Origin of the sequence: Isoptericola haloaureus (assembly GCF_036689775.1) — a bacterium.
Taxonomy (GTDB): domain Bacteria; phylum Actinomycetota; class Actinomycetes; order Actinomycetales; family Cellulomonadaceae; genus Isoptericola; species Isoptericola haloaureus.
In genome coordinates, this window is sequence record NZ_JBAGLP010000099.1 from 132,152 (window position 1) to 146,276 (window position 14,125).

Annotated in this window: 11 protein-coding genes and 1 pseudogene; 5 read left to right on the forward strand and 7 right to left on the reverse strand. The window is 73.6% G+C overall.

What is annotated here, in order from left to right:
- Nucleotides 1-12 precede the first annotated feature (12 nt).
- The 3 genes from V5O49_RS01700 to V5O49_RS01710 are packed head-to-tail and all read right to left on the reverse strand — an operon-like array spanning nt 13 to nt 6,057.
- Complete coding sequence (locus V5O49_RS01700) at nt 13-3,522, reverse strand: error-prone DNA polymerase (protein WP_332900711.1); 3,510 nt, start codon at nt 3,520-3,522, stop codon at nt 13-15.
- On the reverse strand, nt 3,515-5,149 hold the full coding sequence (locus V5O49_RS01705) for a DNA polymerase Y family protein (protein ID WP_332900712.1): 1,635 nt from the start codon (nt 5,147-5,149) through the stop codon (nt 3,515-3,517). Before V5O49_RS01705 ends, V5O49_RS01700 begins: the two co-directional genes overlap by 8 nt.
- Nucleotides 5,146-6,057, reverse strand: a complete 912-nt coding sequence (locus V5O49_RS01710) for a hypothetical protein (protein WP_332900713.1) — start codon at nt 6,055-6,057, stop codon at nt 5,146-5,148. The genes V5O49_RS01705 and V5O49_RS01710 overlap by 4 nt, the downstream gene beginning before the upstream one ends.
- A gap of 190 nt (nt 6,058-6,247) precedes the next feature.
- On the opposite strand from V5O49_RS01710, the gene fabG reads away from it, so the two are divergent.
- From fabG to V5O49_RS01725, 3 genes are read left to right on the forward strand one after another with little or no spacing between them, the layout of a single operon-like run.
- Entirely contained in the window at nt 6,248-7,009 is a 762-nt protein-coding gene (gene fabG, locus V5O49_RS01715) for a 3-oxoacyl-ACP reductase FabG (protein ID WP_332900714.1), read from the forward strand.
- A gap of 59 nt (nt 7,010-7,068) precedes the next feature.
- Nucleotides 7,069-7,599 carry a YbhB/YbcL family Raf kinase inhibitor-like protein gene (locus V5O49_RS01720; RefSeq protein WP_332900715.1) on the forward strand — a complete coding sequence of 177 codons (531 nt, stop codon included), beginning with the start codon at nt 7,069-7,071 and terminating at the stop codon, nt 7,597-7,599.
- A complete protein-coding gene (locus V5O49_RS01725; RefSeq protein ID WP_332900716.1) occupies nt 7,596-8,183 on the forward strand; it encodes a YbaK/EbsC family protein in 588 nt (195 codons plus the stop codon). Before V5O49_RS01720 ends, V5O49_RS01725 begins: the two co-directional genes overlap by 4 nt.
- A gap of 15 nt (nt 8,184-8,198) precedes the next feature.
- Here the strand turns inward: V5O49_RS01725 and V5O49_RS01730 are convergent, their stop codons facing one another.
- Nucleotides 8,199-9,137: a siderophore-interacting protein gene (locus V5O49_RS01730; RefSeq protein WP_278237480.1), complete on the reverse strand. Its 939-nt coding sequence runs from the start codon at nt 9,135-9,137 to the stop codon at nt 8,199-8,201.
- Between the two features lie 135 nt (nt 9,138-9,272).
- A complete protein-coding gene (locus tag V5O49_RS01735) occupies nt 9,273-9,902 on the reverse strand; it encodes a MerR family transcriptional regulator (protein WP_332900718.1) in 630 nt (209 codons plus the stop codon).
- 78 nt (nt 9,903-9,980) lie between these two features.
- Here V5O49_RS01735 and V5O49_RS01740 point away from each other — a divergent pair, with 78 nt between their 5' ends.
- Nucleotides 9,981-10,469, forward strand: a complete 489-nt coding sequence (locus V5O49_RS01740) for a DUF4188 domain-containing protein (protein WP_332900719.1) — start codon at nt 9,981-9,983, stop codon at nt 10,467-10,469.
- 4 nt (nt 10,470-10,473) lie between these two features.
- Here V5O49_RS01740 and V5O49_RS01745 read toward each other — a convergent pair.
- Nucleotides 10,474-10,908 (reverse strand): annotated as a pseudogene (locus V5O49_RS01745) (TrmH family RNA methyltransferase); the annotation flags it as partial.
- Nucleotides 10,909-11,102: 194 nt separating this feature from the next.
- Here V5O49_RS01745 and V5O49_RS01750 point away from each other — a divergent pair.
- Entirely contained in the window at nt 11,103-11,726 is a 624-nt protein-coding gene (locus tag V5O49_RS01750) for a recombinase family protein (RefSeq protein WP_332900720.1), read from the forward strand.
- 488 nt (nt 11,727-12,214) lie between these two features.
- Here the strand turns inward: V5O49_RS01750 and V5O49_RS01755 are convergent, their stop codons facing one another.
- Nucleotides 12,215-14,125 (reverse strand): ATP-dependent nuclease, encoded by a 1,911-nt coding sequence (locus tag V5O49_RS01755; protein WP_332900721.1) that lies wholly within the window; start codon nt 14,123-14,125, stop codon nt 12,215-12,217.

Here is a 14,125-nt window from a genome sequence, read left to right on the forward strand (position 1 = left end):
AGTCCGGCACGGTCAGCGGAAGTCCCGCGACCGGGTCGCCACCGGCAGGCGCAGCGGGGCGAGGTGCTCGGCGAGCAGGTTGACCGCGCCGTCGGCCTGCTCCACCTGACCGCGCACGACGAGCGCGGGGGCGCCGCGCGCCACGGTCCGGAAGCGCCGCCACAGCCCGGGGGTGCAGATGACGTTGAGCAGGCCGGTCTCGTCCTCCAGGGACAGGAACGTGACGCCCCCGGCGGTACCCGGTCGCTGCCGGTGGGTGACCACACCGCCGACGGCGATGCGCCGGCCGGGCTCCGTCGTCGTCGCGGCGGCCACGGTCACCACGCCCTGGCGCTCCAGCCCGTCGCGCAGGTGCTCCAGCGGGGAGGTGGAGTCCGGGGTGATGCCGGTGGCCCAGGTGTCGGCGACGTCGATCTCGAGGGGGTCCATGTCCGGCAGCGGCGGCGCGGACACCCCGACGCTGACGCCCGCGAGCGTCTCCGGTCCCTCCTGCCCGAGCGCCCCGGCGGCCCACAGCCCTTCGCGTCGGGTCACGCCGAGCGAGGCCAGCGCCCCGGCGGTGGCCAGGGCCTCCAGACGCGCGGTGGACAGCTCGACGCGGCGCACCAGGTCGCGCAGGTCGGCGAACTCGCCGTGGGCGTCGCGCTCGGCGACCATCTGCTCGGCGACGTCGGTGCCGAGCCCGCGCACGGCCGAGAGCCCGAGCCGGACGGCCAGCCCGGGGTCGGTGTCGAGCGGCACTCCTCCGCTGCCGACCAGGCCCTCGGCACCGTCGCCAGGATCGTCCGGACCGGCAACAGCGTCGGCCGGACCGGCGACAGGATCGACCGTGTGCGCCTCGACCCCCGCGAGCGCCGCCGAGGCGTTGACGTCCGGGCGCAGCACCCGCACCCCGTGCCGGCGGGCGTCGGCGACGAGGGACGCCGGGGAGTAGAACCCCATCGGCTGCGCGGCGAGCAGGCCGGCGTAGAACGCCTCGGGCGCGTGCACCTTGAGCCACGAGCTGGCGTAGACGAGGAACGCGAAGGAGTAGGCGTGCGACTCGGGGAAGCCGAAGTCGGCGAACGCCTTGAGCTTGTCGTAGATCTCCTCCTGCACCTCGTCCGGGATCCCGCGCTCGGTCATCCCGGCGAACAGGCGCCCGCGCAGCGCCTCCATGCGTTCCACGGAGCGCTTGGAACCCATGGCCCGCCGCAGCCGGTCGGACTCGGCAGGCGTGAACCCGGCGACGTCGATCGCCATCTGCATGAGCTGCTCCTGGAACAGCGGCACCCCGAGGGTGCGCCGCAGCGACGGCTCCAGCAGCGGGTGCAGGTAGGTGACCTCCTCGCGGCCCCGGGAGCGCTCGATGTAGGGGTGCACGGACCGCCCCTGGATCGGGCCGGGGCGGATGAGGGCGACCTCGACGACGATGTCGTAGAACGTCCGGGGCTGCAGCCGCGGCAGGGTGGCCATCTGGGCGCGGGACTCGACCTGGAACACCCCGACGGTGTCGGCGGCGCACAGCAGGTCGTACACGCGCGGGTCCTCGGCCGGCAGCGTGTGCAGCGCGAGCCGCTCACCGGTGGCCTCGTGCACCGAGGCGAACGCGTACCGGATCGCGGTGAGCATGCCCAGACCCAGCAGGTCGAACTTCACCAGCCCGGCGTCGGCGCAGTCCTCCTTGTCCCACTGCAGCACGGTGCGCCCCTCCATCCGGGCCCACTCGACCGGGCAGACCTCGATGACGGGCCGGTCGCACATCACCATGCCCCCGGAGTGGATGCCCAGGTGCCGGGGCAGGCGCAGGAACCGTTCGGCGAGGTCGAGCACGGGGTCGGGGATCTGCCCCTCCTGCTCGGCCGACGGCGGCGGCTGCGCGGGCACGACGTCGTGCGGGTCGTCGGAGCGCCGCAGGCCGCCGTCGACGGCGAGCGGGTCGACCACGGGGGCGTCCGGCCGCGCCGGGGCGCCATGCTGCCAGCGGGCGGCGACCTCGGCCCGGCGCCGGTCGCGGCCGGTGACCGGGGCGCCGTCGGACGCCCGCGCGGCACCCGCCGTCCGGTCCGCCGCGGGACTGGTCGGGTCGGGGCCGCGCAGCGACCCCCAGCGCTCGATGGACTTGCTCCAGGCGTCGGCCTGCCCGACGTCGTACCCGAGCGCGCGGGCGGCGTCGCGCACCGCCGAGCGCGGCCGGTAGGAGATGACGTTGGCGACCTGCGCGGCGTGCGTGCGCCCGAACCGGGCGTAGACGTGCTGGATGACCTCCTCGCGGCGGCCCGACTCGATGTCGATGTCGATGTCGGGCGGCCCGTCCCGCTCGGGGGCCAGGAACCGCTCGAACAGCAGGCCGTGGTGCACGGCGTCGACGGCGGTGATCCCCAGCGCGTAGCAGACCGCCGAGTTGGCTGCGCTCCCCCGGCCCTGGCACAGGATGCCCTCCCGGCGGCAGAACTCGACCAGGTCGTAGACGACGAGGAAGTACCCCGGGAAGTTCAGGTCCGTGATGACGCGCAGCTCGTGGTCGATCTGCGCCCACGCACCGGGCTCCCGCTCGGCCTCCCGCGGCCCGTACCGGTCCTCGGCGCCCCGGAGGACGAGCTCGTGCAGCCAGCTCGCCTCGTCGTGGCCGTCCGGCACCGGGTAGGGCGGCAGCTGCGGCGCCACCAGGTGCAGGTCGAACGCGCACTCGGCGGCCAGGTCGGCGGCCGCCGGCACGGCCTGCGGGTGCCGGTGGTGCAGCCGGGCCATCTCGGCCCCCGAGCGCAGGTGCGCCGTCGGGGCGCCGGGCAGCCAGCCGTCCTGGTCGTCCAGGGAGGAGCGGGCGCGCACGGCCGCGAGCGCCCCGGCCAGGTCGGCGTCGCGCGGGCGGGCGTAGTGGGCGGCGGTGGTGGCGACCAGGGGCAGCCCCGCGTCCTGCGACAGCGCGGCGAGCGCTGCGTGCCGGTCGGCGTCGCGGGGGTCGCCGGTGGCGGTGATCTCCACCGCGACGTTGCCGTGGCCGAAGACGGCGGTGAGCCGATCGAGCTCGCGGCGCGCGCCGTCGAGCCCCTGGGCCTCGAGCGCGCGCCGGACGGCGCCCTTGCGGCACCCGGTGAGCACCAGCCACTGGCCGTCGGCCTCGGCGCCCAGCCGGTCGAGGTCGTAGCGGGCCTTGCCCTTGACCCCGGCCTCGAGGTGGGCGGTGGCGATCGCGCGCGACAGGTTCCGGTAGCCGTCCGGCCCGCGGGCGAGCACGAGCAGGTGCGTGGCCTGCGGGTCGGGGACGCCGGTGGGCTCGTCGAGGACCGGCGCGGCGCCCGGCACCGGGGCGGGCAGGTGCAGCTCGGCGCCGAACACCGTGGGCAGCCCGACGGCGCGGGCGGCCTCGGCGAACCGGACCACGCCGTACAGCCCGTCGTGGTCGGTCAGGGCCAGGGCCTCGAGCCCGAGCCGGTCGGCCTCGGCGGCGAGCTCGGCGGGGTGGCTGGCGCCGTCGAGGAAGCTGAAGGCCGAGTGGGCGTGCAGCTCCGCGTACCGGGGTGCCGGGCGGGGCTCAGTCATACAGGGCCTCCACCTGCCACCGGCCGCCGACCTGGGCGAGCAGCAGCCCGCGGCCGTCGTCGAGCACCGCCTGCAGGTGCACCCGCCGGGTGCCGCCGTCGGGCGCCCACCAGCGTTCGGCGAGCGGCCACGGGCCGGCCCAGCCGACGACGCGGTGCTCCTGGTCGTCCCAGCGCACCCGGTGCGGGTCGCCGCTGCGCCCGAGGCGGGCGTCGACGACGACGTCGGCCCCGGCGGTGTCGAGCACCCGGACGGCCGCGGGCTCGGGCAGCAGGGTCGCCGGGGCCGGGCTGGGCAGCGCCCCGGGCCAGGGGCGGTCCGGGGGCCGGTCGACGACGGCCTCCTCGCCGTAGGGCACGAGCCGGACGCGGTGGCGCGGGTGGCGCCCGCCGGCCCGCCGGACGGTGAGCACGCCGTCGCCGCCGAGCAGCCCCTGCACCCGGTCCAGCACCTGGCGGGCACGTTCGTCCTGCCCGGCGTCGGCGCCCCACAGGCTCGGCTGGTGCGTCCCGGCGGGGGCGACGTCCTCGGCGGCGAGCGCGAGGTGGACCACGGGGGCGACCTCGGGCGAGTCCTCGGTGCCGGTGCGCCGGCGGGCGGCGTCGGTCAGCCATCCCTCGAGCTGCCAGCGCACCCGGTCGGTGATCCGGGCGGCGGACAGCCCGCCGGCGACGGTGTCGGTGCGCCAGAGCCGCTCGAGCTCGCCCTCGGTGGTCCGGGCGGTGATGCGCAGCCGTCCGCAGGCCACGCCGTGGGCCACGAGCAGCGCGTGCAGCTCCTCGGCGAGACGGCGGGCGGCGAAGGCGGCGACGTCGACGCGGTCGGCGGGCGGGTCGAGCGCGGTGTCCACGACCAGGTCGGCCTCGATGCGCCGGCGCGCGGGCGGGCGTTCGTCCTCGCCGCGGGCCAGCCGGTGCGCCCAGGTGCCGAGCTCGCCGAACCGGGCGGACACGCTCGCCGCGGGCAGGGCGGCCAGGTCGCCGAGGGTGTGCAGGCCGAGCCGCCACCACAGGCCGACGGCGTCGCGCACGGCGGCCACGACACCCGGGTCGCACACGGCGTGCACGAGCTCGCCCACCGGCCGTCCGGCGAGGGCCGACGGGGACCCGCCGGGCGGGACGACGGCGTCGTCCCGGGCGGCGAGGACCGCGGCGAGCAGGCCGTCGGCGACCCCGACCTGGCACTCGTGCCCGGTCCCGGCGACGGCGGTCACGAGCGCCTCGGCCAGGGCCCGCTCGGAGCCGTGGTAGCGCGCGGCGCCGTCGGCGGGCAGGAGCAGCAGGCCGGGGCGGGCGATCTCGAGGCCGGCCACGACGGTCTCCGCGGCGGCCGCCACGGGTTCGAAGGTGCGGGCGTCCCGGTCGTCGTCGGCCTCCAGCAGCACCAGGTCGGGGCAGGCCTCCTGGGCCTGGCGGCGCCGCATGCCGCGTCGCACCCCGGCGGTGCGGGCGACGGCGGAGGTCGCCACGACGCTGCGTCCGGCCCGGGTCCCGCCGCCCGAGGGCGCGCCGAGGACGGCGGCGGGCACGTGCGCGTCCAGCCCGGCGGCGGCGAGGGCGGCCACCACCGGCCAGTCCGGGACCCAGAGCACCGCGGTGCGGGTGACGCCTGTGCTGCTCGTGCTCATGCGACCCTCAGGTGTCGGGTGCGGGGCGAGTCGTCCGTGGCGGCGGACGTCGGCCCGGCAGGGGCTGCGACGTCGGGCCGGGCGGCCGCGGGCGCGAGGACGGGCTCCTCGCCGCCGAGCGGCACCTCGACGTCGATCTCCACCGGACGGGCCGCGGCCCCGCGCCCGGTGCGCAGCACCCGCAGGGTGCGGCGGCGCAGCCAGCCGGCACCGGCGTCCACGCCGGTCCAGGCCCCGCCGCGGGCGTCGAGGGTGACGTGGGCCCCGGCCCAGCGGCCGGTCGCGACCAGGACGGCCTCGCGCTGCCGGGCCCGGGCGGCCAGGCGGCGCCGGTCGGTGTCGGTCAGCGCCGCCTGCGGCCCGACCACGACGACGTCCATGCCGTCCAGCAGCGCGGCCAGCACCGCGGGGGCGTCCGGGCCGGGGGCGGGGACGACGACGGTGCGCGCCAGGTCGATCCCGGCGTCGGCGGCGGCCAGCAGCCCGACGGCGGGGGCCCCGACCAGGACGGTCCAGGCGCCGTCGCGCGAGGGGGCGGCGAGCAGCCCGAGCAGCAGGCTGGTCGATCCCTGCACCGCCAGGACGCCGCCGCTCGGCAGCACGCCGCCGGGCAGCAACGCTGCGAGGTCGGGATGCACGGCCCGGCCGGCGCGGACAGGGACCCGGGGAGCCGCACCGAGGGCGGACGCCCTCGCCTCGTGCGGGAGCTCGCCGAGCGGGCCGTCGTCGTCCGGGCGCGCATCGGCCGGGCGTTCCTCGACCGAGCGCTCCTCGACCGGGCGCTCGTCGACCGGGGCCGCCCGCCGCGGCGCCGTCGTCCCGTGCTCGGCGGCACGCAGGGCGGCCAGCGCCCGGGAGTGCCGTGCGGCACGGTCGGTGCGGGGCGGGGCCTCGGGGGCGACGGTCACCACGACTCCTCCCCCAGGTCGGACACGTCGGTGGGTCACCGACGCCCGTTCGAACGCCTGTTCGAACATGTCTCTAGTACACGTGCCGCAGACCCGGGTGTCAACCGGGCCGACGAGGTGCTGGCACACTGGACCGGGCGCGCGGGAGACCCCCGCCCACCGACCGTCACCGTCGACGAGAGGACCCTCGATGACCCCCACCACCGACCGCGTCGCGATCGTCACCGGCGCCGCCCGCGGCATCGGCGCCGCCACCGCCGCCCGGCTGGCCGCCGACGGCCACGCCGTGGCGCTGCTCGACCTGCGCGAGGAGGCCGCCGCCGAGACCGCCGCCGCCCTGGCGGCCGACGGCCACCGCGCGATCGGCGTCGGCGCGGACGTCGCCGACGAGCAGTCCGTGACCGACGCCGTCGAGCGCGTGGTCGCCGAGCTCGGCGCCCCGACGGTGCTCGTCAACAATGCCGGGATCCTGCGCGACAACCTGCTGTTCAAGATGTCGACCGACGACTGGGACGCCGTGCTCGGGGTCCACCTGCGCGGGGCGTTCCTCATGACGCGGGCCGTGCAGCAGCACATGGTCTCCGCCCGGTGGGGCCGCATCGTCAACCTGTCCAGCACCTCGGCCCTGGGCCACCGCGGCCAGGTCAACTACTCCGCCGCCAAGGCCGGCATGCAGGGCTTCACCAAGAGCCTCGCCATCGAGCTCGGCAAGTTCGGGGTCACGGCCAACGCCGTGGCGCCCGGGGTCGTCGCGACCGACATGATCGCCGAGACCGCCGAGCGGGTCGGCGTCCCGCTGGAGGACTTCCTGGCCGGCATCGCCCAGGACGTGCCGGCCGGACGCGTCGGCCGGCCCGAGGACATCGCCGCCGCGGTGGCGTTCTTCTGCTCCACCGAGGCCTCGTTCACCAACGGCCAGGTGCTCTACGTCGCCGGAGGGCCGCAGGACTGAGGCGCACGGCCGCCACGGGTGCCGTTGCCACCCGTGGCGGTGCGTACCAGGGTGGGGGGATGGACTTCACACGGCCGACCCCACCGGACCCCTACTCCCTGCTCCCCGTCCCGGCGACGTTCGAGCTCACGAGCGCCGACATCACCGCGGGCGACCCGATGCCGGCGGACCACGCGGCCGACGGCGGCAACACCTCGCCGGCGCTGGCCTGGTCGGGCTTCCCCGCCGAGACCCGGTCGTTCGTCGTCAGCTGCTTCGACCCCGACGCGCCGACGCCGTCCGGCTACTGGCACTGGCACGTGCTCGACGTCCCGGCCTCGGTCACGTCGCTGCCGCGCGGCGCCGGGGCGGCCGACGGCAGCGGACTGCCCGCCGGCGCCTTCCAGCTCCTCTCGGACGGCGGTCAGGTCGGCTTCGAGGGGGCGGGCCCGCCCCCGGGCGACCACGCCCACCGCTACGTCTTCGCCGTGCACGCGCTGGACGTCGACTCGCTCGGGCTGACCACGGAGAACACCAACGTGCACGCGGCGTTCAACGTCTACTTCCACGTCATCGCCCGCGCGACGCTGACCGGGACCTACCGCCGATGAGCGACGCGTCCGGCACGGGCCTGCCGTCGCTGGGCGACCTGGGCTGGGTGCCCGCGCTCGAGCGTCCGGACCTGCTGGCCGACCCGGTCGCCGAGGCGCTGCGCGTCTGGGCGGAGGCGGACGAGCGGGTCGCCGGCCAGGTGGCGGTCGCCGAGATCGACCCCGACCACGCGGACACGGCCACGCTCAACGCGGTGCACGGGCTGCCGCCGGAGGCGTCGGCGAACTGCGTCGTGGTGGCCGGACGGCGCGGCGACGTCGAGCGGGTCGCGGCCTGCGTGGTGCCCGCCTCGACGTTCGCCGACGTCAACACCCGGGTGCGCAAGCTGCTCGACGCCCGCAAGGCGTCGTTCCTGCCGATGGACCGCGCCACCGAGGAGTCGGGGATGGCCTACGGCGGGATCACGCCGATCGGCGTGCCGTCGAGCTGGCGGGTCCTGGTGGACAGCCGCTTCGACGACGGCGCGGCGCCGGCGCTCATGGGCAGCGGCCTGCGGGTGTCCAAGCTGCTCATGCCCGGCGACCTGCTGTGCAGCGCCCCGGGCGTGGAGGTCGTGGCGGACCTGGGCGTGGTGCGGGGCTGACCGGCTCGCGGCCGGTCAGCACTCCGAACGGCCGCGGCGCCAGTAGCCCATGAACGCCACGGACTTGCGGTCGACGCCCTTGGTGCGCACGAGGTAGCGGCGCAGCGTCTTGATGACACCGGCCTCCCCGGCCAGCCAGGCGTAGAGCACGGTGTCCTGCACGAGCGGGCGCCCCTCGGCGTCCGTCGGGACCTCCCAGAGGAGGTCGGTGTCGACGTCGACGTCGACGAGCTCGGCGTCCAGGTCGACACCCGTGGCCGTCGTCGCGGGGCCGCCGTCGGCCGACGGCCGGACGCCCATGGCGAGCATGCGGTCGGCGGCGTCCTGCACCGCCGGGACCAGGACGTCCCCGTGCTCGGCTCCGTCGCGCGGCAGCCAGGTGACCCGCACGCCCGCCGGCGCGGCGAGCGTCCAGCGGTCCTCCGCGTGCGGCACCTCGAGGAAGACCTCGCCGACGGCGTCGGCGGGCAGGGACTCGCAGATCGAGGCGATGGCCGGGACGGCCGTCTCGTCGCCGGCGAGCAGCAGCGCGTGGCTGGACGGCGGTGGCGCGAAGTCGCGCCCGCCGTGCGGACCGCCGTCGTAGGCCGCGTTCGGCCCGAGGATCACGAGCGGGGAACCGGGCCGGGCGCCGTTCGCCCAGCGGGACGCCGGGCCGGTGTCGCCGTGCAGGACGATGTCGACGTCCACCTCGCGCTGCGCGGGCCGGACGGCGCGCACGGTGTAGGTCCGCAGGGGGTTGCGCCGCTCGTCGGGCAGCTCTCGCCAGGAGGTGAACCAGTCCGGGTTCTGCCGGTCCAGGTACTCCCAGCCGCCGCACGGGGCCGGGAGCAGGAACTTGATGCGCTGGTCGCGACCGTTGTCGGCGAACTCGTGCAGGTCCTCGCCGGTGAAGGTGATCCGCACGAAGGACGGGCACAGGCGCGTGACCCGCAGGACCTCGACGTCGAACATGCGCCAGGGGCGGGGCGCGACGGCGGTCTCGGTCCGGGCGTCGGTCACGGCTTCAGTCACGTAGGTCAGCCTAACCTCACATCACCCGTGCGAGGCAATGGTGATCCGCGCCACACACCGGCCGCCACGGCGGGCTCAGACCGCGCCCTGACCGCCGTCGGCCCGCCGGGCGCTCGCCTGCTGCTGGGCGAACCGGCGCAGGACGACGAGCACCGGATCTGTGAGCAGGGTGCCGACCACGACCTGGCGTGCGGCGTCGGCGGGGGCGTCGGGCACCGTGGCGAGGTCCCCGCGGGCCACCAGCTCGGCGGCGTCGGCGAGCACGGCCAGGTGCTCGTCACCCACGGGCACGCCCGCCCGCTCGGCGTCGCGCAGCAGCACCGCCAGTCGGCCGGCCAGGGCGGCGTCGTCGTACCACCCGCGGGCCGCGACCAGGGCGCCCACGCGCCGTCGGACGACGTCGTCGACCTCGCCGTCGGACCGCGCCTCGTCGGCGACCAGGGCGTGCTGCGCCGCGCCGAGCAGGTCGTGCCGGGACCGCGGTGGGTCGTCCAGGGCGGCCAGGACATCGCGGACGGCGGCCAGCGACAGCCCGGCCGACTCCGTCATCGCGCGGACCAGCCGGACACGGTCGACGTGCTCGTCGCCGTAGGTGGCCTGCGTGCGCGACGTCGCCTCGCCCGGCGGCAGCAGCCCCTCGCGCAGGTAGTACTTGATGGTGGCCACCGGCACGCCGGTGCGGTCGGCCAGCGCGGAGATCCGCATCCGTCCCCCCTGTTCTTGACATTGGAGAGTAGCACTCTCCAATAATGGATAGCACCACTATCCAGTCGAGGAGCAATCATGGTCACCCTGACGACGCACGACCACGACGGCGAGCTCGCCGTCTTCCTCATCGGCGCACGGATCGAGCGACCGTGGCGTCCCGACGGGTGGTGGCCCGCCCTCGCGGCGATGCGGCCGATGCTCGCCGAGCTCGCCGACGACCCCGACGCGGGATTCCTGGGCGCCACGACGCTGGTCGGTGCCCGCGGGCCGACGTCCGTGCAGTACTGGCGCAGCGTCGAGGACATCTACGCCTACGCCGGCGACGACGCCCGCCGGCACCGGCCGGCGTGGGTCGAGTTCTACCGCCGGGCGCGCCGCGTCCCCGGCGCGATCACCGTGTGGCACGAGACGTACCGCGTCCCGGCGGGCGGCCACGAGAGCCTCTACGCCGGCCGGCCGGCACTCTTCGGCCTCGCCGCCGCGACCGGAGCGATCCCGGCCGCCCGCCGTGGCCGGACCGCCCGGGAGCGGCTGCACAGCACCGCGGCGCAGGACGGCCCCTGAACGGTCAGCGTGTCCGGGTCGCCCAGAAGGCGACCGCCGAGGCCGCCGCGACGTTGAGCGAGTCCACCGCCCCGGCCATGGGGATGCGGACCACGCGGTCGGCGGCGGCCACGGCGCCGCGCGAGAGCCCGTCGCTTTCGGTCCCGAGCACCAGGGCCAGGCGCTCGGGCGCCTCGTCGGCCAGCTCGTCGAGCGTGACGGCGTCGTCGCTCAGCGCCAGCGCGGCGACCGTGAAGCCCAGGTCCTGCAGCTCGCCGACACCGCCGGGCCAGGCCGGCAGCCGCGTCCACGGCACCTGGAACACCGTGCCCATCGAGACCCGCACCGACCGCCGGTACAGGGGGTCGGCGCAGCGCGGGGTCACCAGCACGGCGTCCACGCCCAGGCCCGCGGCGGAGCGGAAGATCGCCCCGACGTTGGAAGCGGTCACGACGCGTTCTGAAGCATCTCGGACCCGTGAACTCGGTTCCTTCCGGTCGACACACCGATGAACTGAGCATTGCGTTTCCGCAGGTCAAAAAGTAAATGTAGCCGCTCGGTCGTCATCGTGGGCCGGCTAGGAGTGTTCAATAAACCCTATGCCCCCCACGCTGCCATGCTGGGACTGCGCAGCGGCGACCTGAGCCTGGGCTGATGGCGCTCATCGGACTCATTAGGGTCGGGACAGACCCTCAGGACGCAAGGTTTCAACGGCAAGCACTCGAGCCGATCTGCTCACGTCTCGTAGAGGAGACAGCATCGCGTCGACGCCTGATCAAGAACCGCCCCGGGCTCCTCGCTGCTGTGGCGGAGGTGGGCGACGGCGATGCGCTCACTGTGACCCACGCACGAAGCCTGAGCACGAGCATGGTCGACGGGCTCGAGACACTGCTGGACCTCGTTGACCGAGGAGTTGCCGTGAAGGTCCTCAAGGGCCTCGCCGCGGGAGAGCACACCGGAGACTCTGAGTTCCTCGATGACGTCCGCGAACTCACCCGGCTCCGCCGAGAGCTCCAAAGCGCCAGCATCGTAGCTGAAATCAGGGCTACGCGCCAAAGGGGAACCAGCTACGGCCGGCCTCGCATGATTGGAGACGACGTCAAGTTCAAGATCACGACGAGGCGCGCAAAGGGTGAGTCGATTCGCGCCATCGCGGAAGCAGTCGGGGTCTCGGTCGGGAGCGTCCACAGGATATTGAGTGTTCCCACTCGAGGCTTGAGGAGGATTCACTCGGTCGATGGTGTTCTCGACGAACTGCGGCGAGGCACAGGACATTAACTCCTCTGGTTGGCGAGGTGTCTTCGACGAGACGTGCCGCTCCACGGACCCACTGCCCTGCGAAGATGAAGATGGTGAGGGAGCCGCTATACCCGGCGTTCCGTGAGGTCGACGAAGCGTTCGACGTCGTGCCGGTACCAAACGTCACCGTGCGCCTTTGTGCATGGTGCGCGTCCATTGCAGATCGGATGAGCGCGCATCTGGGACCACTGTCGGAACCGCTCGCGGTGGTGGTCGCCGACGCGAGCAAGCACCTCGCTCTCGGTCCAGCCAAGTCCACAGTCGGGGCTGGGTAATGTCCGTCGCACTCGCCCATGGTGCCACCGAGCTCTCACAACTGGAATCGTTCAACCCTCGGCAGGGACCAACAACGTCTGCCCGATGCGGAGGGTGAACAAGCAACCCACTAGCAATATGTCTATGCATCAGGCACTGCTCGCCCTAGCGAGGGTTGGACATCCGGAAGCATGAGCCTGACACGGCCGGGCTCAACGATCGCTGCTGTTGATCCGCTTGATCAGCGTCTCGAATCGATCGAGCGTCGCGTCGCTGAAGCCGTCCAGCCTCGCCGGGTTGCGGAGAATCACGTCGGCCGGTCGGTAGTGGTCGTAGGACCCGCCACGGAGATCGGTGAGTCGCTTCACGATGCGATCGCCGTGACCGAGGTCGCCAGCAGTGACTGAAGTTCCGAACGCCTCGTTGTAGAGGCTGAGGTAATCCTCCACCTCGAACAGGTCCTCGATGTCGGAGTGCCGGCGACCGGTCACCTCGCTCACCTGGATGATCCTGTCGCGCTCGAGCCGGGCGGCGTCCACCGCCTTCTGCAAGCGATCCGCGCCTTCGGTCCCCGAATCGACGAGCACCGTCACGTCCAGGTTCCGCCCCATGAGCGCAACAAAGGCCGGGATGTTGGACGCGCCGCCCGCCGGGAGCACCCGCCAGCGGTCGTCCAGCCCGGTGCGCCCGCGGTCCACCAGAGCCCTGCTGATCGCGTCGAGGTAGATGTAGTCGCTTGGCCCCTCGACGAGGAGGTTCGACGGACCGATGAACAGGTGCTGCGCGAGGTCGTAGCCGAGCGCCGCCTGCAGCGGGAACAGGCTGCCCTCGCCGACAGTGAGCGCCTCACGGGTGACGGTCGCACCGGTCTTGGGCCCGCCGTCCTCGACGATCCGGACGCGGTCGATCCTGTCGGTCTCGACCATGAAGGGGCTGTGCGTCGTGTAGAGGACCTGGACGGCAGTCGCGAGACGCTCGTTGATGAATCGGACGAAGTCGGCCTGCGCGCGGGCGTGCAGCGTGAGCCCCGGCTCGTCGAGCAGGACGACCACTGGCTCCTTGCGGCTCTCGAACTCGGTGAATGCCGCGAGGAAGGAGAAGAACCACCGGAATCCGGAGGACCTTCGAGCGAAGTTGTTGGAGAAGGAGTGGCGCGTGTCCTTGACTCGGATGTCGAGATAGGTCTTCTCGATCGTGTGTTGTTGAGGGTTGACCTGTTTGATCTTGCGGTCGACGTCGAATTCGACCTGGAGGTTGTCGTTCTGCTTCCAGTACTCGAACACTTGGCTGGTCAACTCGTGCCCCACCGCTTCGAGTTCAGACTTCCGGTCTTCGTAGTCGCTGCTCGCCATGGCGGCCGGAGTCGTACTGGCAAGTCGCAGAAGAGCGCGTGCAGTCTGGTCAGCCGAGGAGCCGACCTGCTCGTCCTTCTCGGCGAGGTCGTTGATGTCGATGCGGCCGTCCAACTGTGAGTAGTCGGAGAAGTAGAAGAACTTGGGTAGCCTGCTCTTGAGCACGGCCACCGCCACGGCCCAGACGTCCTTTCCCGGGAGGGCAGCAATCGCCTCCCGAATGGTGGCGATCTCATCCGAGGTCTTCTCGTGCTGCTTGTCAGTCTCGTCGGCGACGAGCTGCGCGCAGATCGCTTCGATTCCGTCGAGGTCAGAGACGTCCTTGAACTGATCCGACGTCTTCTTCCGGAGCTCCAGGCCAGACAGCAGGTTCTGGACCGCGCGCTTCGTGTCGCGCGGGATGTCCCACGTCGTCGCATCGGTGTTGTACTTGCGGGAAACAGTGATCTCGTTAGCGGTAAAGACGCCTGCTCCGACCTCGGCTTCGAGCAGTTCACGGTCCTCCGGCTCGAGCTCGAAGGTCGCCGAGATCGGCGATGCGTCACTGATGACTCCCTCCCGCCGGTCCCTGGACAGCAGCCAGCGCGGGTAGTCGCGCTGCTCGTCGAAGCTCTCGCCGTCGATTGGATTGAGTCGGTGCAGCGCGGAGAGCACCGCCGTCTTGCCGGACTCGTTCATGCCGACGAGGCAGGTGACCGCCTCGTCGACGTCGATCTCGCCGGTGTCGATGATGTTGCGAAACTTCCGGACGCGGAACCTCGACAGTCGCAT

Coding starts and splice junctions, on each gene's coding strand:
- V5O49_RS01730 (WP_278237480.1), bottom strand. CDS start 9,137: ATGTTCGACGTCGAGGTCCTGCGGGTCACGCGCCTGTGCCCGTCCTTC.
- V5O49_RS01735 (WP_332900718.1), bottom strand. CDS start 9,902: ATGCGGATCTCCGCGCTGGCCGACCGCACCGGCGTGCCGGTGGCCACC.
- V5O49_RS01720 (WP_332900715.1), top strand. CDS start 7,069: ATGGACTTCACACGGCCGACCCCACCGGACCCCTACTCCCTGCTCCCC.
- V5O49_RS01755 (WP_332900721.1), bottom strand. CDS start 14,125: ATGCGACTGTCGAGGTTCCGCGTCCGGAAGTTTCGCAACATCATCGAC.
- V5O49_RS01725 (WP_332900716.1), top strand. CDS start 7,596: ATGAGCGACGCGTCCGGCACGGGCCTGCCGTCGCTGGGCGACCTGGGC.
- V5O49_RS01700 (WP_332900711.1), bottom strand. CDS start 3,522: ATGACTGAGCCCCGCCCGGCACCCCGGTACGCGGAGCTGCACGCCCAC.
- V5O49_RS01705 (WP_332900712.1), bottom strand. CDS start 5,149: ATGAGCACGAGCAGCACAGGCGTCACCCGCACCGCGGTGCTCTGGGTC.
- fabG (WP_332900714.1), top strand. CDS start 6,248: ATGACCCCCACCACCGACCGCGTCGCGATCGTCACCGGCGCCGCCCGC.
- V5O49_RS01750 (WP_332900720.1), top strand. CDS start 11,103: ATGGCGCTCATCGGACTCATTAGGGTCGGGACAGACCCTCAGGACGCA.
- V5O49_RS01740 (WP_332900719.1), top strand. CDS start 9,981: ATGGTCACCCTGACGACGCACGACCACGACGGCGAGCTCGCCGTCTTC.